Source organism: Nonomuraea endophytica, assembly GCF_014203235.1.
GTDB classification, from domain to species: Bacteria; Actinomycetota; Actinomycetes; order Streptosporangiales; family Streptosporangiaceae; genus Nonomuraea; species Nonomuraea endophytica.
Genome location: NZ_JACHIN010000007.1, coordinates 94,393 through 117,053 on the forward strand (window position 1 = coordinate 94,393; position 22,661 = coordinate 117,053).

The 22,661-nt window shown below is 69.1% G+C and carries 23 protein-coding genes; 7 read left to right on the plus strand and 16 right to left on the minus strand.

Annotated elements, in window-relative coordinates:
* The first annotated feature begins 135 nt into the window (after positions 1 to 135).
* From HNR40_RS25525 to dprA, 3 genes are read left to right on the plus strand one after another with little or no spacing between them, the layout of a single operon-like run.
* A complete protein-coding gene (locus HNR40_RS25525; protein WP_184965548.1) occupies positions 136 to 489 on the plus strand; it encodes a YraN family protein in 354 nt (117 codons plus the stop codon).
* Positions 490 to 2,025, plus strand: a complete 1,536-nt coding sequence (locus tag HNR40_RS25530) for a YifB family Mg chelatase-like AAA ATPase (RefSeq protein ID WP_184965550.1) — start codon at positions 490 to 492, stop codon at positions 2,023 to 2,025.
* Positions 2,025 to 3,920 carry a DNA-processing protein DprA gene (dprA, locus tag HNR40_RS53725; protein WP_246509476.1) on the plus strand — a complete coding sequence of 632 codons (1,896 nt, stop codon included), beginning with the start codon at positions 2,025 to 2,027 and terminating at the stop codon, positions 3,918 to 3,920. Before HNR40_RS25530 ends, dprA begins: the two co-directional genes overlap by 1 nt.
* A 658-nt stretch (positions 3,921 to 4,578) precedes the next feature.
* Here the strand turns inward: dprA and HNR40_RS25540 are convergent.
* The 14 genes from HNR40_RS25540 to HNR40_RS25605 form a co-directional block, all read right to left on the minus strand.
* Positions 4,579 to 4,902, minus strand: coding sequence for a DUF2469 domain-containing protein (locus HNR40_RS25540; protein WP_184965553.1), 324 nt, complete (start codon positions 4,900 to 4,902; stop codon positions 4,579 to 4,581).
* A 24-nt stretch (positions 4,903 to 4,926) separates the two neighbouring features.
* Positions 4,927 to 5,595: a ribonuclease HII gene (locus HNR40_RS25545; RefSeq protein ID WP_184965555.1), complete on the minus strand. Its 669-nt coding sequence runs from the start codon at positions 5,593 to 5,595 to the stop codon at positions 4,927 to 4,929.
* Positions 5,596 to 5,646: 51 nt separating this feature from the next.
* Positions 5,647 to 6,243 carry a signal peptidase I gene (gene lepB, locus HNR40_RS25550; protein WP_184965557.1) on the minus strand — a complete coding sequence of 199 codons (597 nt, stop codon included), beginning with the start codon at positions 6,241 to 6,243 and terminating at the stop codon, positions 5,647 to 5,649.
* Entirely contained in the window at positions 6,243 to 7,106 is an 864-nt protein-coding gene (gene lepB / locus HNR40_RS25555) for a signal peptidase I (protein WP_184965559.1), read from the minus strand. Before lepB (HNR40_RS25555) ends, lepB (HNR40_RS25550) begins: the two co-directional genes overlap by 1 nt.
* Before the next feature lie 125 nt (positions 7,107 to 7,231).
* Positions 7,232 to 7,594 (minus strand): 50S ribosomal protein L19, encoded by a 363-nt coding sequence (gene rplS, locus HNR40_RS25560; protein WP_184965560.1) that lies wholly within the window; start codon positions 7,592 to 7,594, stop codon positions 7,232 to 7,234.
* A 584-nt stretch (positions 7,595 to 8,178) separates the two neighbouring features.
* Positions 8,179 to 8,943, minus strand: a complete 765-nt coding sequence (gene trmD / locus HNR40_RS25565; RefSeq protein WP_184966315.1) for a tRNA (guanosine(37)-N1)-methyltransferase TrmD — start codon at positions 8,941 to 8,943, stop codon at positions 8,179 to 8,181.
* Between the two features lie 4 nt (positions 8,944 to 8,947).
* Complete coding sequence (rimM, locus tag HNR40_RS25570) at positions 8,948 to 9,451, minus strand: ribosome maturation factor RimM (protein WP_184965562.1); 504 nt, start codon at positions 9,449 to 9,451, stop codon at positions 8,948 to 8,950.
* Between the two features lie 80 nt (positions 9,452 to 9,531).
* On the minus strand, positions 9,532 to 9,777 hold the full coding sequence (locus HNR40_RS25575; RefSeq protein WP_148033779.1) for an RNA-binding protein: 246 nt from the start codon (positions 9,775 to 9,777) through the stop codon (positions 9,532 to 9,534).
* Between the two features lies 1 nt (position 9,778).
* On the minus strand, positions 9,779 to 10,252 hold the full coding sequence (gene rpsP, locus HNR40_RS25580) for a 30S ribosomal protein S16 (protein WP_184965564.1): 474 nt from the start codon (positions 10,250 to 10,252) through the stop codon (positions 9,779 to 9,781).
* Positions 10,253 to 10,465: 213 nt separating this feature from the next.
* Positions 10,466 to 12,031, minus strand: a complete 1,566-nt coding sequence (ffh, locus tag HNR40_RS25585) for a signal recognition particle protein (RefSeq protein ID WP_184965566.1) — start codon at positions 12,029 to 12,031, stop codon at positions 10,466 to 10,468.
* A gap of 58 nt (positions 12,032 to 12,089) precedes the next feature.
* Complete coding sequence (locus HNR40_RS25590; protein WP_184965568.1) at positions 12,090 to 12,677, minus strand: GTP-binding protein; 588 nt, start codon at positions 12,675 to 12,677, stop codon at positions 12,090 to 12,092.
* The gene (locus HNR40_RS25595) at positions 12,658 to 13,059 is read right to left on the minus strand and encodes a DUF742 domain-containing protein (RefSeq protein WP_376773507.1); all 402 of its coding nucleotides are present in this window, start codon (positions 13,057 to 13,059) and stop codon (positions 12,658 to 12,660) included. The genes HNR40_RS25590 and HNR40_RS25595 overlap by 20 nt, the downstream gene beginning before the upstream one ends.
* Positions 13,060 to 13,096: 37 nt before the next feature.
* Positions 13,097 to 13,519: a roadblock/LC7 domain-containing protein gene (locus tag HNR40_RS25600; RefSeq protein ID WP_184965570.1), complete on the minus strand. Its 423-nt coding sequence runs from the start codon at positions 13,517 to 13,519 to the stop codon at positions 13,097 to 13,099.
* The gene (locus HNR40_RS25605; protein WP_184965572.1) at positions 13,516 to 16,263 is read right to left on the minus strand and encodes a sensor histidine kinase; all 2,748 of its coding nucleotides are present in this window, start codon (positions 16,261 to 16,263) and stop codon (positions 13,516 to 13,518) included. Before HNR40_RS25605 ends, HNR40_RS25600 begins: the two co-directional genes overlap by 4 nt.
* A 457-nt stretch (positions 16,264 to 16,720) precedes the next feature.
* Here HNR40_RS25605 and HNR40_RS25610 point away from each other — a divergent pair, with 457 nt between their 5' ends.
* The 4 genes from HNR40_RS25610 to HNR40_RS25625 are packed head-to-tail and all read left to right on the plus strand — an operon-like array spanning position 16,721 to position 20,250.
* On the plus strand, positions 16,721 to 17,704 hold the full coding sequence (locus HNR40_RS25610; protein WP_246509478.1) for an ABC transporter substrate-binding protein: 984 nt from the start codon (positions 16,721 to 16,723) through the stop codon (positions 17,702 to 17,704).
* A 13-nt stretch (positions 17,705 to 17,717) separates the two neighbouring features.
* On the plus strand, positions 17,718 to 18,701 hold the full coding sequence (locus tag HNR40_RS25615; RefSeq protein ID WP_184965576.1) for an ABC transporter substrate-binding protein: 984 nt from the start codon (positions 17,718 to 17,720) through the stop codon (positions 18,699 to 18,701).
* Entirely contained in the window at positions 18,698 to 19,471 is a 774-nt protein-coding gene (locus HNR40_RS25620; RefSeq protein WP_184965577.1) for an ABC transporter permease, read from the plus strand. Before HNR40_RS25615 ends, HNR40_RS25620 begins: the two co-directional genes overlap by 4 nt.
* A complete protein-coding gene (locus tag HNR40_RS25625) occupies positions 19,468 to 20,250 on the plus strand; it encodes an ABC transporter permease (RefSeq protein WP_184965579.1) in 783 nt (260 codons plus the stop codon). The genes HNR40_RS25620 and HNR40_RS25625 overlap by 4 nt, the downstream gene beginning before the upstream one ends.
* Before the next feature lie 37 nt (positions 20,251 to 20,287).
* Here HNR40_RS25625 and HNR40_RS25630 read toward each other — a convergent pair whose 3' ends face one another.
* The gene (locus HNR40_RS25630) at positions 20,288 to 21,289 is read right to left on the minus strand and encodes a nitrilase-related carbon-nitrogen hydrolase (protein ID WP_184965581.1); all 1,002 of its coding nucleotides are present in this window, start codon (positions 21,287 to 21,289) and stop codon (positions 20,288 to 20,290) included.
* Entirely contained in the window at positions 21,286 to 22,659 is a 1,374-nt protein-coding gene (locus tag HNR40_RS25635) for an aldehyde dehydrogenase family protein (RefSeq protein WP_184965583.1), read from the minus strand. Before HNR40_RS25635 ends, HNR40_RS25630 begins: the two co-directional genes overlap by 4 nt.
* Positions 22,660 to 22,661: the final 2 nt, after the last annotated feature.

The window sequence follows — 22,661 nt, forward strand, 5'->3', positions numbered from 1 at the left end:
CCCAGAGCGATGCCCTCAGCCGCATGGGTGTTACTCAGGTCGAGTTATCCACACCCCACCCGCGCCCACCTCCGGCAATCCCCAGAACCCCGCTCGGCGATTTTCCGAGATCCCGTCTGCGCGACAGTCATCGACATGTCCGCGAAACAAGACCTCGGCAGGCAAGGCGAGCAGCTGGCCGTCGCATACCTCCAGTCCGAAGGCATGGAGATCATCGAGCGCAACTGGCGCTGCCGCCACGGCGAGATCGACATCATCGCCCGAGACGGCCCCACCCTCGTGGTGGTCGAGGTCAAGACCCGCTCCACCAGATCCCACGGCACCGCCCTGGAGTCGGTGCGCCCCATGAAGCTCGCCCGCCTCCGCATGCTCGCCGCGAAATGGCTGGCGGCCCAGCCGTGCGGCTTCGAAACCGTCCGCGTGGACGTCATAGCCCTGGAACGCTTCGCCGGCGACTTCTCGATGCGCCACATCCGGGGGGCGATCTGAATGGCCGTGGCCCGCACCAGAAGCGTCACCCTCATCGGCGTAACCGGCCGCACGGTGGAGGTGGAGGCCGACGTGGGCAACGGCCTGGCCGGCATCTCCCTGATCGGCCTGCCCGACACCGCCCTGAGCGAGGCCCGCGAGCGCGTACGTTCCGCGCTGGTCAACAGCAACTACCCCTGGCCGGACGCCCGCATCACGGTCAGCCTCTTCCCGGCGAGCCTCCCCAAACGAGGCAGCCAGTTCGACCTGGCGATCGCGGTGGCCATCCTGGGCGCGGCCGGCGTGGTCCCGGCCGAACGCCTGGCCTCCTTCTCCTTCCTGGGCGAACTCGGCTTGGACGGCCGCCTGCGCCCCGTCCGCGGCATTCTCCCGTCCGTCCTGAGCACCGCGAAGGAGGGTGACATAACAGTCGTGGTCCCCACCGCGAACGCCGCCGAGGCCAGCCTCGTCCCCGACGTGAAGGTGGTCCCGGTCCGCGACCTCCGCCAGCTGGCCGAATGGCTACGCAGAGGCGACGACCCACCCGAGCCCGAATACCCAGAACCCCCACCAACCCCCACGACTTCCCAGGTACGGCCCAGCGTCGACCTGGCCGACGTCGTAGGCCAGCCGTTGGGCAGACGGGCCTTGGAAGTGTGCGCGGCAGGCGGCCACAACCTCTGGCTGCTCGGCCCGCCCGGCACCGGCAAGACCCTCCTGGCCGAACGCCTGCCCACCCTCCTGCCCGACCTGCAACTGGACCACGCCCTGGAGGTGACCGCCATCCACTCGGTAGCCGGAGTCCTGCCGCCCGACAGTCCCATGATGAGCAGGCCGCCGTTCGTCAGCCCCCACCACACGGCGACACCGGCGGCCATAGTCGGCGGCGGCAGCACGATCATCCGCCCGGGCGCCGCTTCCCTGGCCCACCGAGGCGTCCTGTTCCTGGACGAAGCTCCGGAGTTCCAGCGCTACGTCCTCGACTCGCTGCGCCAACCCCTGGAATCCGGCTACGTAACCGTCTCGCGAGCGGCAGGCTCGGTGACCTTCCCCGCACGCTTCATGCTGGTACTCGCCGCCAACCCCTGCCCATGCTCACAACCGCAGGAAGGCGACCAAACCTGCCGCTGCACCCCCGTCGTGAAACGTCGCTACCTGGGCAAACTCTCCGGCCCACTGCTGGACCGCATCGACATGAAGGTCACGGTGGCCCGCTCCTCCCGCAGAGAACTCATGGCCGACCGCCACTTCGTCGAGTCCAGCGAGGTAGTGGCCGCCCGAGTGAAGGCGGCGAGAGACCGAGCCGCGAAGCGCCTGTCCGGCACCCCGTGGCGCACCAATGCCGAAGTCCCGTCCCCGGCTCTCCACACCGACTTCCGCCCCACGAACGACGCCATGAAGCCCCTGTCGGTCAGCCTCGACACCGGCACGTTGAGCACACGAGGCCTGGACCGCATCATCCGAGTCGCCTGGACCCTCGCGGACCTGGCGGGAAAGGACCGTCCCGAGGTGGAAGAAGTCTCGACAGCGCTGGCCCTGTGGCTGGGGGTGGGCTGATGTCCCAGAACGACGACCTCCTGGCCCGAGTGGCCCTGATGCGAGCAGCCGACGCCGGAGACAAGCTCATGGGCCGCCTGGTGGCCCACTTCGGCCCCGTGGAAACTCTCCGCCTGATCCACGCCCACGCCAAGTCCACAGTCACCCCCACCCTCCTCACCCGAGCCCCAACCTCAACCCCAACCGCCTGTCCCCCGCCCAACCTGCCCCCAGCCACCCCGCATCTCCACCCAGTCACCCCGCCCAACCTCAACCCACCCAACCCCAACCCGGCCAACCCCAACCCGGCCAACCCCAACCCGGCCAACCTCACCCTGGCCACGCCGCCCGACCTCAGCCCTGCCACGCCGCTCAACCTCCATCCGGTCAACCAGGTCAACCAGGTCAACCAGGTCAACCTCAATCTGGTCACCCAGCCCGACCTCGACCCGGCCACCCAGCTCAACACCGCGGCCCTCGCGACCACACCCCACCCCGAGTCGCCGACCACGCCACAACACGTCTGCTCTCCTGCCACGTCTTGCCGGACCGCATCCCCCGCCATCACTGCCAACGCCACATCCCCTTCCTGGGCAGCGTCCCCGGCCCTGCCCACCCAGGCCACCTGCCTCGGCAACTCGTCCCCCCTCCCCAGCGGGCAGAACTCCGCGTGCTGCCGAGAAGCTCCCGGACCTGGTCCCCAGGACGCCCTGACCGGGCGCGTCCTCCAGGCCGGAGACCCGCACGCCTACCGAGGGGAGTGGGTCCAGCTCACGACCGAGGGCAACCTCGCGCTGTACCCGACACCCGAGCCTGAGCACCAAAGCGGCCACGCGTGCTGCCCGCCTGACGAGGAGCGCGACAGAGGCCAACATCCCAGCGACCGTGCGACCACACGAGACACGACGGCATCGGAAGCCCAGGAAGCCAGGCTCAGTCGGCGGCTGCGAGCGTGGCAGGCGCGCCTGGAGACCGCCGACCCGGAAGCGGATCTGGCGGCAGGCGAGAAGGCGGGCGCCCGGCTGATCATCCCCGGCACCCCCGAATGGCCCACCCAGCTCGACCAGCTCGGCACCAGCCGCCCCCTCGGCCTGTGGGTGAACGGCACGGCCGACCTCCGCTACTCCTGCCTGCGTTCGGTGTCGATCGTGGGGGCACGGGCGGCGACGCCGTACGGGATGCATGTGGCGGCGGAGTTCGCGGCAGGCGTGGCCGAGTCCGGCTGGACGGTCATCTCAGGCGGCGCCCTCGGCATCGACGGCGCCGCGCACCGAGGAACTCTGGCAGCCGGAGGCACCACGATCGCCATCCTGGCCTGCGGAGTGGACATCGCCTACCCGAGCGGTCATCACGACCTGTTCGCGGAGATCAGGGCAGACGGCGCGGTCATCAGCGAATGCCCGCCCGGCGTTCACCCGACCCGCGCCCGCTTCCTGATCAGGAACCGCCTGATAGCCGCCCTCTCCCGAGGAACCCTCGTGGTGGAGGCGGCCCTGCGCAGCGGCGCCGCGAACACGGCCACCCACGCGCTGACCCTGTCACGCCACCTGGCCGTAGTCCCGGGTCCGGTCACGTCGGAGATGTCCGCAGGCTGCCACCGCCTGCTCCGCGACCGCAAGGCCGTCTGCGTGACCACCCCGGCGGAACTCATCGACCTGGTCGGCATGATCGGCGATGACCTGGCCCCGACCCCGCGCGGCCCCGTGGTGCCCCACGACGCGCTCTCAGAGACGGCCAGGAGTGTTCTGGACGCGGTACCCGGCAAAGGTGGTGCGGGGACCGCCACAATCGCGGTAGCCGCGGGCACAGACCTCTCCACGACCCTCAGCGCCCTCGGCAGCCTGGCCGCCGCCGGCTATGTCCTCCGCACCGCAAGGGGCTGGCGCCTAAAACCCGGCGCCTTCTCCCGCCCCTAACCCCCAATCCACCTAACCCCAGCCCAGAGCCCACATTGCCCAGAGCACCAGGTCACACACCCTGCGGCCCTCTGACCGAGAGAAGACCCACCACACGGGTTGCCGAGGAGCGCCACACGGTGCCGAGCTGCTGAGCGCAGCCCCCCTTTGGTACGCGGTTACCGGGGAGCGCCGCACACGGGAGCGCCGCACACGGGAGCGCCGCACACGGGAGCGCCGCACAAGGGAGGGCCGCCCCGCGTGCCGACAAGGGAGAGAGGCCCTCGGGGGCTCGCCCGACTGGTAGCCCGAAGGGTCGGTTGCCCGAAGGCAGAGAGGCGATGGGCATCTCATAGGGCCTGAGCAGGCGAGACGCTCTAAGGGCGGGAGGTGGCGGCCGCATAGAAGACCTGGGCACGTGCGGAAGGGCTCAGGTCGGCGCGGTAGGGCGTAGGCAGGTGCGGCAGGCCGTGGGCACGTGCGGAAGAGCCCAGGTCGGCGTGGAAGGGCGTGGGCAGGTGGCGGAAGGGCGTGGGCGGGTGCGATGGAACCTGGGAGTCCGGGGAGAACGGCGGGTCACAGAATGGACGAGAACCGGAGGTCGCAGAGTGTTGGGCAGCATGCGAGAGGCCCCCAGTGTCGTGACGGACTCCAGAGGCCAACCCGGAATGCCGAACCCCTACTTGGAGAAGCCCTCCTTGGGCATCTCGAGGTCGGCCTTGGCCAGTTCTTCGACGTTCACATCCTTGAACGTCACCACCCGTACGTTCTTAACAAACCGTGCAGGCCGGTACATGTCCCAAACCCATGCGTCTTGCATCTTCACGTCGAAGAACACATCGCCGTTCCCCGCCGTCTTCACGTCGAGATCCACCGAGTTCGTCAGGTAGAAGCGCCGCTCCGTCTCCACGACGTAAGTGAACAGGCCCACGACATCCCGGTACTCGCGGTAAAGCTGCAGCTCCATCTCGGTTTCGTACTTTTCGAGATCTTCTGCGCTCATCGCGTCCCTCCTGTAGTTCCGAGGTCAGGCAACCCCGGCCCCCATTTCATTGTCACCCATCTCCCTTGCCACAGTGACGAAGGAGAACCGGTGATGCGAGCACGGACCGTGAGCTTCCAGTGCCCGCCGGTGCCGAGCGGTCGTATACCCCTTGTGCTCGGCGAAACCGTAGGCGGGAAACTCCGTGTCCAGCGAGACCATCATCCGGTCTCGCGTCACTTTCGCCACGATGGAGGCCGCCGCCACGCATGCGGCGACCTGGTCCCCCTTCCATACCGCCAGCGACGGCGCCGGCAGGCCCGGCACGGGAAAGCCGTCGGTCAGGATGTATTCCGGGTCTGTCGTCAACTGCGCCACCGCCCGCCGCATTCCCGCCACGTTGCATCGGTGCAGCCCGCGCGCGTCGATCTCCTGCGGCGGGATGACGACAACCCCCACGTCGGCGCTCTTCGTGACCAGGGCGTAGAGGCGCTCGCGCGTGGCGGCTGTCAGGAGCTTCGAATCCCCCAGACCCGAAATCTCCTTGCGCAGGATCACCGCCGCGACCACCAGCGGTCCGGCACAGGCGCCGCGACCGGCCTCGTCCACCCCGGCGATCGGGGTGAGACCGCGGCGGGCCAGCGCTCTCTCGTACGCGTAAAGCCCGGAATCTCGCCGGACAACGCTCGGTCGGGGGCGGAACGCAACTGTCATGACAGACGCAGCGTACGCCCCAATAGCCGCAAACCGCGACCGGAAAGGCGCTTACTTCACCTTGTCGAAGCTCTCCGGTTTCTGGAAGATCTCGCCCCTGCCCAGCGGCCAGTAGCGCAGGAACGCCTTGCCGACCACGTCCTCCTCGGAGATCCACCCGGCGGCGCCCTCCTGCTTGACGTGGTCACGCGAGTCCTGCGACATCGACCGGTGGTCGCCCATGAGGAAGAGCTTGCCCGCCGGCACGGTGTACTTGAAGTCGTCGCCCGACGGCTCGTCGTCCGGGAACAGGTAGGACTTCTCCTCAAGCGCAACGCCGTTGACCGTCACCCGGCGCTTGGAGTCGCAGCACACGACCTTGTCGCCGCCGACGCCGATGACGCGCTTGATGGTGTCCTGTCCGTCCCAGCCCTTGAAGACCACGATGTCGCCCCGCTCCGGCTTGCCGGCGAGCTTGTTGACGAACACCCGGTCGTTGATCTGAAGCGTGTTCTCCATCGACTCCGACGGGATGTAGAAGGAGCCGACCACGAACGCCTGCAGCAGCAGCGCGATGCCGACGCCCAGCACCAGCAGGAGCACCGTCTCGCGGAAGCCGCCCTTTTTCTTCTTCTTCTCGGCGGGCTCCGCCTTCTTGGTGACGGCCATCAGCGCTTCCTCCTCAGCACCCACCGCCGGCGCACCAGCACCAGCGGCACCGCGAACGCGAACCCGGCCACCAGCGGCAGCCCCCCGGCCATGGCCTGCAGCGCGGGCTGCGCGAACGTCTCGGGGATCGGCAGCGTCGCCGCCCGCGAGAAAGGCCAGACGATGACGAACGCCCGCCCGATGACCTGGCTCTCCGGGATCGAACCGCCACCCGGATCGCCCTGGTGGGCACGCGAGTCGAGCGAGACCACGCGGTGGTCGCCCATCACCCACAGCCGCCCTTCGGGCACCGTGATCTCGAACGGCTCCCGCGACGGCACATTGCCCGGATAGAGGTAACTTTCCTCGTCGATCGCCACGCCGTTGACCGAGATGCGGCCCTTGGAGTCGCAGCACTTCACCTTGTCGCCGCCGACGCCGATGACGCGCTTGATGTAGTCCTTCTCACCGGGGACCACGCCGAAGGCCGTGCCCACCCAGCGGAAGAAGGCCGCGATCGGGTTCGACGGCTCCTCCATCACGAACTCGCCGTCCCAGGAGTCGACCCCGGAGAAGACCACGACGTCACCGCGCTCGATGTCACGCGTGTGGTAGACCAGCTTGTTCACCAGCACCCTGTCGTTCTTCAGCAGGGTGTTCTCCATCGACTCAGACGGGATGTAGAACGCCTGGATCACAAACGTCTTGATGATCAAGGCTAGTACGAGGGCCACGACGACCAGGACGGGAAGTTCCTTCCAGAACGACCCTTTCTTGTCCTTCTTTTTGGGGTCCTTGGCCTTCTGAGTCTCTTCGGCGACCACGTCCACCTCGTCCTTGACAGGGCGGCGCGCTGCGCCGTTCTCCTGGCTCTCGCTAGTCATCGCTGACGAGCCTAGATGATGCATGGGCTCGACAAGCCTCGACCGACGGTACACCCGTCCGCGAGTCGCTCCATATAAAGAAAAGCCCGGTACGGCCAAGCAGTACCGGGCTTTTGGGTCGCGCCTTACTTGGCGGGCGCGTTCTCACGCTTCTCGCGGATGCGGGCGGCCTTGCCGCGCAGGTCACGCATGTAGTAGAGCTTGGCGCGGCGGACGTCACCGCGGGTGACCAGCACGATCTTCTCGATGACCGGGCTGTGCACCGGGAAGGTGCGCTCGACGCCCACGCCGTAGCTCACCTTGCGGACGGTGAAGGTCTCGCGGGCGCCGGCGCCCTGACGGCGCAGCACGAAGCCCTTGAAGACCTGGATACGCGACCGGTTGCCTTCGACGACTCGCACGTGAACCTCGAGCGTGTCACCGGGACGGAAGCCCGGGACGTCGCTGCGCAGGGTCGCTTTGTCGAGTTCCTGGATCTTCGTGTGCATGAGAGCTGTTACCTCAAAGTCTTCGCGAGCACGCGGAGGTCCACCCGGCCGCGGCTCGCGGCGGACACGCCTGCTTCCATGATGAACCCGGGCGTCCCCCGGGCACGGCGAACCAACCACATGATGGGTTGGCAGCGATTCAGTTTGCCACATGTTCCCGCATGACGCGAAACGAAGCCCACCCACCGAACGACAAGGACCCTCGGGCCAGAGGGCGTCAGGTGGCGCTGCCTGCACAGCAGCGAGGGGCGGGCGAAGGGGGTCAAGGGCGCCGCCTGGGCAGCGGCGAAGGCATCAGCGCATGGGGGTCGGGCCGAGAGTGTCAGGGCGAGGCAGTGCGCGGGGCCCGGGAGGGACATAGAGGCGAGCGGGCCAGGGGCGCGGGGCGGGCGAAGAGGTCGGGCAGAGGAGCGAGCAGGGGCGGAGGGGCGGGTGGAACGGAAGGGTGGGGCGGGCGAAGAGGTCGGGCAGAGGAGCGAGCAGGGGCGGAGGGCCGGGCCGAGCAGAGGGGTGGGCGGAGTGAAGGGGTGGGCGGAGTGAAGGGGTGGGCGGAGGTGTGAAGGAGGGTTGGGGGTGGTGGAGGGCTAGGGAGAGTCTGGGGTTTCGAGGTCTTTTAGTAGGGCTTGATCGTGTTTGTCGAGGGTCTGCGGGTCTAGGTTCGCGGCCAGTTCTGGTCGGTTCTTGACCGTGCGACGTAGCGCCTCGTCCCGTCGCCACCTGGCGACCTTGCCGTGGTGCCCACTCAGCAGCACCCCAGGCACCTCGTGCCCCCGCCAAACCGGCGGCTTCGTGTAAACAGGCCCTTCCAGCAGGTTCCGCATCGAACCAGGAGCGAACGAGTCGTCCACCGCCGAGCACGCGTTGCCCAGCACACCGGGCAACAACCGCCCGATCGCCTCCACCATCACCAGCACCGCGACTTCGCCGCCTGCCAGCACGTAGTCGCCGATGCTCACCTCGTCCACGCGCAGGCGGGAGCCGTACTCGGTCATGACGCGGGAGTCGATGCCCTCGTAGCGCCCGCAGCAGAACAGCAGCCACTCCTCGCGCGCCAGTTCCTGCGCCAGCTCCTGCGTGAACGGCCGTCCGCTCGGCGTCGGCACGATCATGCGGGGCGTGCCGTCGCCGATCACGGTGTCGATCGCCTCGCCCCACACCTCGGGCTTCATGACCATGCCGGGACCCCCGCCGTAGGGGGTGTCGTCGACGGTCTTGTGCACGTCGTGCGCCCAGTCGCGCAGCTGGTGGAGGCGGACGTCGAGGGTGCCGCGCTCGCGGGCCTTGCCGATCAGGGAGACGTCGAGCGGGGCGAAGTACTCGGGGAAGATCGAGACGATGTCGAGGCGCAGCATGTCAGAGCAGCCCCTCCGGGGGGTCGACGATCAACCGGCCTCCGGGCACGTCGACCTCGGGCACCAGCGCCTTCACGAACGGGATGAGGGCGTCGTCCTGGCCGCCGTCGCGGCGTACGACGAGGAGGTCCTGGCCGTGGTGGAGCACGTCGGCCACCTCGCCGACGGGCGCGCCCGCGACCGTCACGACCGCGAGCCCGATGAGCTGGTGGTCGTGGAACTCGTCGGGGTCGTCGGAGGGAACCACGTCGGCGGAGTCGATGACGAGCATGGTGCCGCGTAGTTCGTCGGCCGCGTCGCGGGTGGCGAAGCCCTCGAAGCGCACCAGCAGCACGTCCTTGTTCCAGCGGCGGCTCTCGACCACGAGCGGGCCGCGCGCGGCCGGGTCGGTGGTCAGCGCGATGCCGGGCGCGAAACGCAGCTCGGGCTCGTCGGTGCGCACCTCCACGGTGACCTCGCCGCGGACGCCGTGCGGGCGTCCGATCCGCCCCACTACCAGCTGCACGATCAGTTCCTTCTCTCCATGTACGGCCAAACGCGAGCGCCCCCACCGGAGAACCGATGAGGGCGCGTGAAACCAGCGGACTAGCGGACCGCTTCGTGCAGGTCGAGCAGATCGACCCGGACGTACTTTCCGTCAGCCAGTGCGTTCACGACGGTGCGCAGCGCCTTAGCGGTGCGGCCGCCGCGGCCGATGACCTTGCCGAGGTCGTCGGGGTGCACCCGGACCTCGAGAACGCGCCCGCTGCGAATGCGGCGTGCGCGGACCCGGACGTCGTCAGGATGTTCGACGATGCCCTTAACGAGGTGCTCGAGGGCCTCCTCGAGCACGTCAGCCCTCGCCCTCGGTGGGGGTCTCGGCCGGCGTCTCGGCGGGGGCCTCGGCTGCCGCAGCCGGAGCCGGAGCCTCGTCCTTCTTCTTGGCCTTCTTCGGCGTGGTGCCGCTGTTGCCGGTGTCGCCACCGGACAGCGCCTCCTTGGCCGCGGCCTCGTAGACGAGGTGACGGTCGGCGGGCACCTCGGCCACCTTGAGCGGAGCCGGCGCGGGCTCGCCCTTGAACTTCTGCCAGTCACCGGTGAGCTTGAGCAGCTTCAGCACGGGCTCGGTGGGCTGCGCGCCCACGCCCAGCCAGTAGGCGGCGCGCTCAGCGTTGATCTGGATGACCGAAGGGTCTTCCTTCGGGTGGTACAGGCCGATCTCTTCGATCGCCCGGCCGTCACGCTTGGTGCGGCTGTCGGCGACGACGATGCGGTACTGCGGGTTGCGGATCATGCCGAGCCGCTTGAGCTTGATCTTGACTGCCACGGGTGTGGTCTCTCCTGCAATCGAGCGTGGGTGAACGGTTTGCCATCGAGTGGGGCACGATGGCGGGCCGCTCGAGGGACAGGCGCGGCCGGCGGGAGGTGAGAGGGCACCCGCCTGGTCACGGTGTTCCAACATGCCATTGTGCCAGACCGTGGGTACTGACAGCGACATGGCACGTGGGGTACGGCGGCGCGCGCCGTACCCCACGAGGAGCTACTTCTTGTCGTCGCCGGGAAGCTGGAACTTCGACGGGTCGAAACCGGGCGGAAGCTGCATTCCTGGCGGGAGCTTGGGGCCGCCGCCGAGGTTGCCGAGCAGGCCGCCCTTCTTGGGGGGCGCGGCGTCGTCCTCGGGTGACGGGGCGGGCTTGCCCAGCGCCGCCTTGCGCGGGTCGCCGCTGACCCGGCGGCCCTTCTTGTTCTTCTTCTGCTGCTTGGCGGCCTTGTTACGGCCGCCCGGCATGCCGGGGATGCCCATGCCGCCGGCCATCCGCTTCATCATCTTCTGGGCTTCGTAGAAGCGGGTGATCAGGTTGCTGACCGCGGTCACCGTCACGCCGGAGCCGGCGGCGATGCGCGCCCTGCGGGAGCCGTTGATGATCTTCGGGTCGCTGCGCTCGCCCGGGGTCATCGAGCGGATGATCGCGGCGATGCGGTCGAGGTCGCGGTCGTCGATCGAGTCGAGCTGATCGCGCATCTGCCCCATGCCGGGCATCATGCCGAGCAGGTTTTTGATGGGGCCCATCTTCTGGACCATCATCATCTGCTCGAGGAAGTCCTCCAGCGTGAAGTTCTCGCCCGAGGTGAGCTTGCCCGCCATCTTGGCGGCCTGCTCCTCGTCGAACGTCTTCTGCGCCTGCTCGATCAGGGTGAGGACGTCACCCATGTCGAGGATGCGGGAGGCCATCCGGTCGGGGTGGAAGGCGTCGAAGTCTTCCAGCTTCTCGCCCGTGGAGGCGAACATGATCGGCTTGCCGGTGATGTGCCGCACCGAGAGGGCGGCGCCGCCGCGGGCGTCGCCGTCGAGCTTGGTCAGGACCACGCCGTCGAAGCCGACGCCCTCCATGAACGCCTGCGCGGTGGTCACCGCGTCCTGGCCGATCATGGCGTCGACCACGAAGAGGACCTCGTCGGGCGAGACCGCGTCGCGGATGTCGGCGGCCTGCTTCATCATCTCCTGGTCGATGCCCAGGCGGCCGGCGGTGTCGATGAGGACCACGTCGTGCTGCTTCTGGCGGGCGACCTCGATCGACTGCCTGGCGACCTCGATCGGGTCGCCGACGCCGTTGCCCGGCTCGGGCGCGTAGGTGACGACGCCCGCGCGCTCGCCCATGACCTGGAGCTGGTTGACCGCGTTGGGACGCTGCAGGTCGGCCGCGACCAGCAGCGGCACGTGGCCCTGCTCGCGCAGCCAGCGGGCCAGCTTGCCGGCCAGCGTCGTCTTGCCCGCGCCCTGCAGACCGGCCAGCATGATGACCGTCGGCGGCGTCTTGGCGAAGCGGAGCCTGCGCGTCTCGCCGCCGAGGATGGCGATGAGCTCCTCGTTGACGATCTTGACGACCTGCTGCGCCGGGTTGAGCGCACCGGAGACCTCCGAGCCCCGGGCACGCTCCTTGACCTGGGCGACGAACGCCTTGACCACCGGCAGCGCGACATCGGCCTCGAGCAGCGCGATGCGGATCTCGCGGGTGGTCGCGTCGATGTCGGCGTCGGACAGCCGACCCTTGGAACGGAGGGAGGAGAAGACCGATGTCAACCGGTCGGAAAGCGTCTCGAACACGTGGTTGGCCAGTCCTCGATGCGGTTATGCGTGGTCTGGACCCAGCCTAGTCGCTCCTTCAGCCATTCCAGCCGGGCACGGCCATGCGTACCGTAAGGGCGTGCTCGACCAGGTGGATGAGCGCGCTCTTGACCGAGTCCTTGGACCGGGCGTCCAGGCGCACCAGCGGGATGTGCGGCGCCAGCGTGAGCGCGTCGCGCACCTCGCCGTCGCTGTGGGGATACTGGCCGTCCCAGCCGTTGACGCCCACGACGAACGGCAGCTGCGCCTCTTCGAAGTAGTCGATGGCGGGGAAGCTGTCGGCCAGGCGCCGGGTGTCCACCAGCACGACCGCGCCGATGGCGCCGCGCACCAGGTCGTCCCACATGAACCAGAACCGGTGCTGACCCGGCGTCCCGAACAGGTAGAGGATGAGGTCACGGTCCAGCGACACGCGGCCGAAGTCCATCGCCACGGTCGTCGTGGACTTCAGTGGTGTCATCCCGAGGTCGTCGATCCCCGCTGAGGCGTCTGTCATGACCGCCTCCGTGGTCAGCGGCATGATCTCCGACACCGCGCCGACGAACGTCGTCTTACCGACACCGAAGCCTCCGGCCACCACGATCTTCGTCGAGGTGAGGCCGGGGCTAGAGCCTGCGAAGTCCACTGAGCACCCTTTCGAGCAAAGACACGTCCGGCCTTCCGGCTTCCAGCGCTGGCTGGTGCACGCGGACCAGACCTTCTGCCGCCATGTCGGCGATCAGCACCCGCACCACGCCGAGTGGTATCCGCAGGAGCGCGGAGACCTCGGCGACCGAGCGCACCTGGCGGCACAGCTGGGAGATCGCCTGGTACTCGGGGGTGATGTGCGAGAACTCCCGGTGTTCGGCCGTGGCCGAGGACACCAGCGCTTCCATGGCGAGCTTGACCCGCGGCGCCGTGCGCCCGCCCGTCACCGCGTACGGGCGTACCGGCGAGGCGGGGTCGTTGTGGGGCGGCGGCGGGGGTTCCCAGCCGCCGCCGCTGTTCCAACTAGGGTGGCTGTTCACGAGGCGTGCACCTCGAAGCTCTGGTCACTCACGCTGATCACCTGGTCTGGCTGGCGCGCAGTTCGGCGCGTACCGCAGGGGTCAGCACCTGCCCGGCACGGTCCACCATCAGGGTCATCTGGTAGGCGACCAGCCCCATGTCGCAGTCGGGGGCGGCCAGGACCGCCAGGCACGAGCCGTCGCTGATCGACATGATCAGCATGAGACCGCGTTCCATCTCCACGATGGTCTGGTTGACCACCCCGCCCTCGAAGACCCGGGCGGCGCCCTGGGTCAGGCTGATCAGCCCGGAGGCGATCGCGGCCAGCTGGTCGGCCCTGTCCGTCGGGAAGCCGGCGGAGGCCGCGAGCGGTAACCCGTCGGAAGAAACCACAACAGCATGGGCGACCCCGGGAACGGTGCTGACGAAATCAGTGATCAGCCAGTCGACCCCGCGCGCCGCGTGGCTCAGGTCGTTCATTCGCCCTCCTCCCTGCTATCAACGTGCTTCGAGCCAGGGGGATACGCCCTGCCTTCGCTGATGTCATCACGTGCTGCTCGGAAGCCCTGCTGGAAACTGCTCAGCCGGCTGCGCACCCGGTCGGGCGAGACGTTGCGTACCGGGGCCACGCCCTTGGGCGCGCTGGCGGTGTCGGCCGAGCCCGGCACCAGGTTGGCCTTGGGGACGCGCTTCGGCAGTCCCGCCGCCGTGGGCGCGTCTCGCACCGGCTCGCGTACGGCTTCCGCCGCGCTCCAGCCCGCGTCAGCCTTGGTCGAGCCCCAGTTGCCGCCGCCGTTGTCGTTGTGCTCGAACCAGGCCGACTCCACCGAGGCGAAGATCGGCAGGAACTCGTCGCCCTGGTTCACGGCCGGGATGGGCCCGGTGGCGGCCGACTCCGTCTCGGGGAAGTCGTAGCGGTTCTGCGGGCGCTGCGGTTGCTGTTGCTCGCGGTTGAACGACCAGGTGGACACCTCCTCCGATGGAGGCGCCGGCTGGCGTTTGGGCAGCGGGGGCTCGTTGCCCCAGCCGCCACCGCCGGTGTTGCGTGAGGGCACCCACACGTCCGAGGTGTCGGGGCCGCCGCCGCGCGGGTCGGACGGCCAGCCGCCGCCGTTCCCGCCGCCGCCGCCACCTGCGGGTACGCCGCCTTCGGAGGGCCACTGGGGCATGGACGGCCATGAGCCGCTGGCCGGGTTCGACGGGAAGGAGGGGTGGCCGCCGGGCATCTGCTGGCCCCACTGCATGGGCTGGCCGTTGAACGGCTCGACCACGGGCGGGTGCGGTGGCGGCGCGCTGATCGGGCCAGGTCCGCTGCCGGCGCCGGCCATGGCGGCGGCCTGGGCGCCGAGCAGCGCCTCGGGCAGCAGAACCATGGCGGTCAGGCCACCGGAGCCGTGGGGGCGCAGCTGCACGCGGATGCCGTGGCGGTGGGCCAGGCGGGCGACCACGAACAGGCCCATGCGGCGGGAGACGGAGACGTCGACCGTGGGCGCGTCGGTGAGGCGGTCGTTGGCCTGGGTGAGTTCCTCGCCGGTCATGCCGATGCCGGAGTCGGTGATCGACAGCATGACGCCGCCGCCGTCGATGCGGCTGCCGGAGACGGTGACGCGGGTCTCGCGCGGGGAGAACGACAGCGCGTTCTCGACCAGCTCGGCCAGCAGGTGGATGACGTCGTTGACGGCCTGTCCTGCGACGGATACGCCGTCGGGCACCTGCAGGACGACGCGCTCGTAGTTCTCGACCTCCGACAGGGAGGCGCGGGCGACGTCGACCAGCTTGACCGGCTGGCTCCAGCGGCGGGGCGGGTCCTGGCCGGCGAGGACCAGGAGGTTCTCGCTGTTGCGGCGCATGCGGGTGGCGAGGTGGTCGAGCTTGAACAGGTTGGCCAGCCGGCTCTCGTCCTGCTCGCCCTGCTCCAGGCCGTCGATCAGGGTGATCTGGCGCTCGACGAGGGTCTGGGAGCGGCGCGAGAGGTTGACGAACATGGCGTTGACGTTGCTCCGAAGCCTGGACTCCTCGCCCGCCAGCCGTACCGCCTCGCGGTGGACCTCGTCGAAGGCGCGGGCCACTTCACCGATCTCGTCCTCGGAGACGACGCCGATGGGCGGCACCTCGGGCGTGCTGGCGTCGACGGTCTCGCGCATGGTGCGCACGGTGTCCGGCAGGCGCTGGCCGGCGATGTGCAGGGCCTCGCTGCGCAGCCGGCGCAGCGGGCTGACCAGCGAGCGCGCCATCAGGGTGGTGACGATCAGGACCAGGATCAGCAGCAGGCCGGAGCCGACGGCGGCGAACAGCGCGGAGGTCTGGGCGGAGTCCTTCAGCCCCCGGCTCTGCACGTTGATCGACTGCGACAGCCGCTTCTCCACGGTGCGCATGGCGTCGATGGCGCCGGTGATCGACTCGAACCAGCGGTCGGCGTCCGCGCGGGTGCGGGAGTCGAGGTCGATGGCGGTGCCCTCGGCCGCCTGCGACAGCGCGCGCAGGCGGAACAGCGCCGCGCGGTCGACGTCGGCGCCGGTGACGGTGTCCTCGTAGAACTGCAGTTCGTCGATGGAGGCGGTCGACCGGAATGCGGCGATCTCGCTCTCCTGCTGGGCGCGGGCGCCGCCGAAGGCTTCCTGCTCGCCGGTCTGGAAGGCGCCGGTCGTGGCGGCGGCGGCCAGGAGTCCGCGCTGCTGCGAGGCGGCGTCCTTCGCGCGCGTCAGGGCGCTGAAGGCGCGGACGCTGTTGCTCAGGGTCTCGTCGACGTCGCCCTGGCCGATCTCGTCGTGGAACTTCTGGAGCGCGTCGATGATCTGGGAGTACTTGCGCATCGTGGGCAGCGCGGGCAGCTGCGACTTGATGACGGTGTCGCGGGCGAAGGCGATCTCCTCCAGGCGGCCCTGCATCTGCTGGACCATGAGGCTGACGCTCTCGCCGTGCGCGTCGGAAATGACGGCGGCCTTCTGGTTGAAGGCGGTGACGGCCTTGTCGACCGGGGTGAACGTGGCGCGTAAGTCGGCTTCAGCGGGCCTGCGCCGACCGACGGCGACATACTGGACGGCCCGGTCACGTTCCAGGGCGAGCTCGTGGACGAGCTCGGTGATGGAATCCCCCAATTCCGCCTTTTCCAGGACACGCTGATAAGCGTTGGCCCGGCCAATGGAGTCCACGATCTGCAGGCCGCCGATCCACACACCGACGGCGGTCGGGACGGCGATGAGCGCGATGAGCCGCCATCGCACGCGCCAGTTGCGGAGTCGGAACCTACCGCCACCGGCCTTGGAGTGTGCCTGCGTGGGCACCGGACTCTGCGTGCCACGCTGGTTCGCGCCGGATCGTTTCCTCACGTGACTGGCACTTCCTCGCGGGTTCCACGGGGTGGTGAGGGATAGACGGGACAACCCTCGGAACAAGGAGCTATTTGAGCACATCCTCCTAACTCAGGCCAACACTCCGGCCTCACCGAACTCATCAAGCATTGCAAATCACCCACTCCCTGCCATATCACATCTTCATTATCACCACAAAGGTCATTATTTCGGACATACGGCCCAGCCTTCGATATTTCGGACAACACAAAACGGATGATTTCATGGCAATTGCGACCGGGGCTCCGGTACGATCACCGCCTGTTCGCACGGTCCCACCAGTCGCTCGGGACGCTCGCGGAACCCTTGCACCACCCCGTCGAGGAGACTCATGACTTTCGGGCCTACCCTCCGCGTGTCCGTAATCGGGCTCGTCGTGGCCGTTTCCCTTGCCGCATGCAGCAGCGGCTCAGGCTCCCCCACTGGTTCCTCCGCAGCTGGGGGCCTTGAGAAGACGACGATCACCATCGGGGTCTCCCCCGTGCCGTCGTCCGCGCCGGTTTATATCGCCGAAGCGCGAGGTTTCTTCAAACAAGAGGGCCTCAGCGTCAAGATGGAGGTCATCCAGGCGCCACAGGCGGTCATGCCCAAGATCGCCAACGGCAGCATGGACATCTTCAAGGGCAGTTACGTATCGTTCCTAAACCTTCAGGACAGTGGTCAGAAGATCAAGATCCTGTCCGATACCCTCCAGGGCGCGCCCGGTATCGCCGCAGTGGTCGTCCCGAAGGACTCCAAGCTGCAGAGCGCCAAGGAGCTCAAGGGCAAGACCATCGCCGTCAACTCCCTGAAGAACCTCGGCGAGCTCTCCGTCAGCGCGCACCTGCAGATCAACGAGCTCAGCCCGCAGGACGTCAAGTTCACCGTGATCGACTTCCAGGCGCAGATCGCCGCGCTGAAGTCCGGCACCGTGGACGCCGCGTGGCTGGTGGAGCCGTTCCTGTCGGCGGCGCAGCAGGGCGGTGCGCGCGTGCTGCTCGACACCAACACCGGCCCCACCGAGTCGCTGCCGATCGACGGCTGGGGCAGCACCGACGCGTGGGTGGCCAAGCACCCGAAGACCGCCGCCGCCTTCCAGCGCGCCGTCCAGAAGGCGCAGCGCCTGGCCGCGACCGACCGTTCGGCGCTGGCCGAGGTGGTGCCGAAGTACACCCAGATCCCCAAGGAAGCGGTCATGACCATGGCCATGGGGACCTTCCCGACCTCGCTCAACGCGACGCGCATTCAGCGCGTGGCCGACCTCATGCACGAGTTCGGCTATCTGAAGAGCAAGATTGATGTCCCCACCATGGTCTTCAACGGACCCGAGCAGTAGCAGGAGCGAAAACATGAGATTAACGCGGGTCGTCACCGTCGCCTGCGCGACCGTTCTCGCCCTGGCCGCGTGCGGCGGCGGGCAGAAGGAGACGCCGAAGGCGCAGGGCTCGGCCCCCGCCGGCGGACTGGAGAAGAGCACGATCACCGTTGGTGTCGTGCCCGTCCCCTCCTCCTCGCCGCTGTACATCGCCGAGAAGCGCGGCTTCTTCAAGGCAGAGGGCCTGACCGTCAAGACGGAGATCATCCAGGCTCCGCAGGCGGTCATGCCGAAGATCCTCAACGGCAGCATGGACGCCTTCCTCACCAGCTACGTCTCGCTGATGGCGATCCAGGACTCCGGCGCGGCCAAGCTCAAGCTGTTCCAGCACGTCCAGACCGGCGCCCCCGGCATCGCGGGCGTCGTGGTGCCCAAGGACTCGCCGATCAAGGCGACGGCCGACCTCAAGGGCAAGACCGTCGCGGTCAACGTGCTGAAGGCGCTCGGCCAGACCGCCACCAACGCCCACCTCCAGGCGGCCGGTCTCAAGCCGGAGGACGTGAAGTTCGTGGCGATCCAGTTCGCCGACCAGCTCGGCGCCCTGGCCTCCAAGAAGGTCGACGCCGCCTGGCTGGTGGAGCCGTTCCTGTCGGCCGCGATCAAGGAGGGCGCGACCCAGATCATCGACACCACCAGCGGCCCGACCGCGGGCATCCCGATCGACGGCTGGGGCGTGTCGGAGAAGTGGCTGACCGACAACCCGAAGACGGCCGCGGCCTTCCACCGCGCGCTGGCCAAGGCGCAGAAGATCGCCGGTGAGGACCGCAACGCCATCAACGAGGTGGTCCCGACCTACACCCAGATCCCCGCGCCGGCCGTCGCCGCGATGAAGCTCGGCAGCTTCGGCATGGAGCCGGACATGGCCGCGTTCCAGAAGCTGGCCGACCTGCTCCAGAGCTACGGCTACCTCAAGGCGAAGATGGACGTCTCGACACTCATCCCCGCCAAGGTCGAATGAGCACTCTCCGCAACAGACGAGGAATCCTGGGCGCCGCCGGCGTCCTGGGGTTCCTCGTTCTCGTAGAGGCCCTGGGACGTCTCGGGGTCATCGACCCCGAGATCATCCCGCTCGTCTCGACCGTGCTGGCCACCACGGTCGAGATCGCTTTCGAGGGCGAGTTCCTGTCCAACGTCGGGGACACCCTGCTGGCCTGCCTCATCGGCCTGGTGATCGCGATCGCCACCGCGGTGCCCGCCGGGCTGCTGCTCGGCACCGTCCCCGTGATCGAGCGCTCGGTGCGGCCGCTGGTGGAGTTCCTGCGGCCCATCCCGTCGGTGTCGCTGATCCCGCTGGCGATGTTCCTGTTCACCGAGAGCCAGGACGCCAAGATCGCGCTGATCGTCTACACCTGCGCGTGGCCGTTGCTCATCAACACGATGTACGGCCTGAGCGACGTCGACCCCCAGGCCAAGCAGACCCTGCGCAGCTTCGGGTTCGGCGGCATGTCGATCGTGCTGCGGGTCAGCCTGCCCAGCGCGGCGCCCTTCATCGCCACCGGCATCCGCATCGCCCTGTCGGTCACGCTGATCGTGGCGGTGAGCGTCGAGCTCATCGCCGGTGGCGGCGGCGGGATCGGCAACTTCCTCTCCCTCGCCGGCAGCGCCAACCGCGTCGACAGGATGCTGGCCGGCACGATCTGGGCGGGCCTGATCGGCCTGGCGGCCAACGCGTTGTTCATGGCCGGTGAGCGCCGGTTGTTCCACTGGCACCAGGGATCGACGTCATGATCATACGCAGGCTCGCGTGGTACTGGCTGCTGCCCGTCGCCGTCCTGGCCTGGGAGCTGACCACGCGGCAGGCCGAGGCCACCTACTTCCCCCCACCGAGCGTCATCGTGGTCCGGCTGCACGAGATGTGGTTCTCCGGGCCGCTGTCACGGGTCTTCCTGACCGACGAGGCGCTCGCGGACCTGGTCCCGAGCCTGGCCCGGCTGCTGGCCGGCTGGGCGATGGCCGCGGTGGCGGGGGTGGCGCTCGGCGTCCTGCTGGGCCGCTCGCGCTGGCTGTCGGCGCTGGCCGACCCGCTGATCCACTTCGGCCGCTCGGTGCCGCCCTCGACGCTCCTGCCGATCTTCCTCATCCTGTTCAAGATCGGCACACCGATGCAACTGGCCTCGATCGTCTACGGCGTCGTCTGGCCGGTGCTGATCAACGCCGCGGACGGGGCGCGCTTCGTCGACAAGCAGTACGTGGAGACCGGGGAGGTCTTCCGGCTGAGCATGACGCAGCGGGTGTTCCGCATCATCCTGCCGGCGGCGGCGCCGAAGATCTTTGCCGGGCTGCGGCTGAGCATCTCGCTGGCGCTCATCATGATGGTCGTCTCGGAGCTGGTCGGCAGCAGCGAGGGCATCGGGCACCGCATGCTGGAGGCGCAGAGCGAGTTCGACATCCCGGCCATGTGGGCGGGCATCGTGCTGCTGGGCGTGCTCGGGATCCTGCTCAACGCCGTGTTCATCGGGGTGGAGCGGATGACGCTGGGCTGGCATCGGGCCAGCCGTACCCGCTGAGACGCCCCCTTCCCGAGGGGAGGGGGGCGTCCGCGCGTCAGCCGTACAGGCGCTCGATGATCTCTTTCTGGCGGGCGACGAACCAGGCGCGGCCGGGCTCGGCGTCGGCCAGGCCGTCGGGGCGCTCCACGTCGTGGCGGGCGTACTCCTCGGCCCAGAGGGCCGGTTTCACGCGGGAGAGCAGGTTGGTCATGCCGGGGCGGGTGCGGAAGCGGCGCAGTCCGTCGAGGTCGAGCTCGGCAGCGGCGATGACCGACTCGCCCGGCCCGGCCACGGCGAGCACCCGGCCCTCGAAGTCGAGGACCTCCGAGCCGCCGTTGGTGGAGTCGCCGGGGATGGAGATGCCGGTCAGGCCGCCGCTGTTGGCGGAGACCAGGTAGGCCATGTTCTCGATGGCGCGTGCCCGGCGGCCGATCGCCTTGGGCGTCAGCGCCGGGGCCGAGGCCTCCGAGGTCGGGTGGCAGAAGACCTCGGCGCCGCGCAGCGCCAGCGACCTGGCCAGCTCCGGGTAGAGGATCTCCTCCGAGGCCAGCGCGGCCAGGTTGCCGATCTCGGTCCTGGCCACCGGCAGCACCGCGTCCATGCCGTAGACGCCGAGGTAGCGCTCCCACACGTCGTAGGGGCTGGGCGAGTACATGGAGTGGAGCCTGCGGTAGCGCAGCACCGTCTCGCCCTGCGGGGAGAGGATCACGCAGGCCTGGAAGAACAGCTCGGGGAAGTGCTCGTCGCTCTCGTAGGCGTTGACGCACAGGTAGACGCCGTGGCGGCCGGCGATCTCGGCGAGTTCCTTGTACTCCTCGCCGTCGGGGGCCAGGGCCGCCTTGTCCCGCCAGGCGGCGACGCTCTCGCTGATGGGGAAGCCGGTCAGCACGTACTCGGGCAGGACGACCAGCCGCAGGTCGGGACCGATCCAGGCCTTGGAGCCGCCGAGGCCCGAGTCCACCCGGGCGATCGCCGCCCTGATCTCCGAACGCGGGTCGGCCAAACCCGTCACCGCACGGGTCTCCAGTTGCAGGGCCAGCGCCCGGTAGGCGGTCATCGGTGCCACCACGGGTTCGCCGCGGCCGAGCGGTTGACCAGGTGGGCGCGGCGGCGGACGAACCGGTTGATCGAGACCTTGCCCATCCGCGAGCCGCCGAGGCCGGAGAGCTTGAAGGAGTTCTTCTCCCCTTCGTGCACCAGCGCCGTCAGCGAGGCGTCGTTGACGCTGACCGCGCCCGCCTCCAGCCGCCGCGCGACCGCGCGCGCGTCCTGCTCGGTCGCGGCGAAGACCGCTCCCGACAGCCCGTACGCGCAGTCGTTGGCTAGCCGTACCGCCTCGTCGGCGTCGTCCACGGCCATCACGGGAAGGATCGGCCCGAACGTCTCCTCGGTCATGAGCGCCATCGAGTGATCGACGCCCGACACCACGGTCGGGCGGCACCACAGCCCGCCGCCGTGGTGCTCGATCCGGCCGCCGGTGTGCACGACCGCGCCGCGCTCGACGGCGTCGGCGAGGTGGCGCGCGATGACGTCGGCCTGGTCGGCCGCGATGATCGGCCCGATGGGGCCGCCCTCGCAGGTCAGCGCCACCTTGGCCGCCTTGTCGGCGAGCAGCGCGAGGAACTCCGCGTGTACGGCCCGCTCCACGTACACCCGCTCGATCGACTGGCAGGCCTGCCCGGCGTTGGCGGTGCCGCCCCACAGGACGGCGGCGGCGGCCCGGTCGAGGTCGCTGCCGGCCAGCACGATGGCCGGGTCCTTGCCGCCGAGCTCCAGGAAGGCGGGGATGAACGCCTTGGCCGCCGCCTCGCCGACCTTGCGCCCGGTGGGCACGCTGCCGGTGAACACGACCGCGTCGACGAGGCCGATCAGCGCGGCGCCGGTCTCCCCCGCGCCTTCGACCACCCGCAGCGGCAGTTCCTCGGGCACCAGCTTCATGAGCGGCTCGATGAACCTGGGCGTCACCTCGCTGGGCTTGACCAGCACCGCGCATCCGGCGGCCAGCGCCGGGATCGCGTCGATGAGGCCGAGCAGCAGCGGGAAGTTCCACGGGCTGATCACCCCGACCAGCTCGTACGGCACCGCCTCGCCCCCGACCACGATGCCGGGCAGGCTGGCGGGCTCGTCCTCGGGCGGGGCGAGAAGGGCGGGGGCCAGCCGTACCCACCGCTCGATCATGCCCGCCACGATCTGCCGCTCCAGCACCGACTCGCCGGTGCGGCCGGTGTCGGCCACGAGCGCGGCGAGCAGTTCGTCGTCGGTGGCCAGCGCGGCCCCGAAGCGGTTGAGCACGGCCCCTCGGTCCGCCTCGCGCCAGGCGGGCGCCGCCGCGCGCAGCTCGTTGGCCGTGGCCGTGAGCAGCGCGGGCGACGGTGGTGCGAGCAGGCGGTCGGTTTCCCCGGTGAGCGGGTTCCTGACCTGCGTCATGG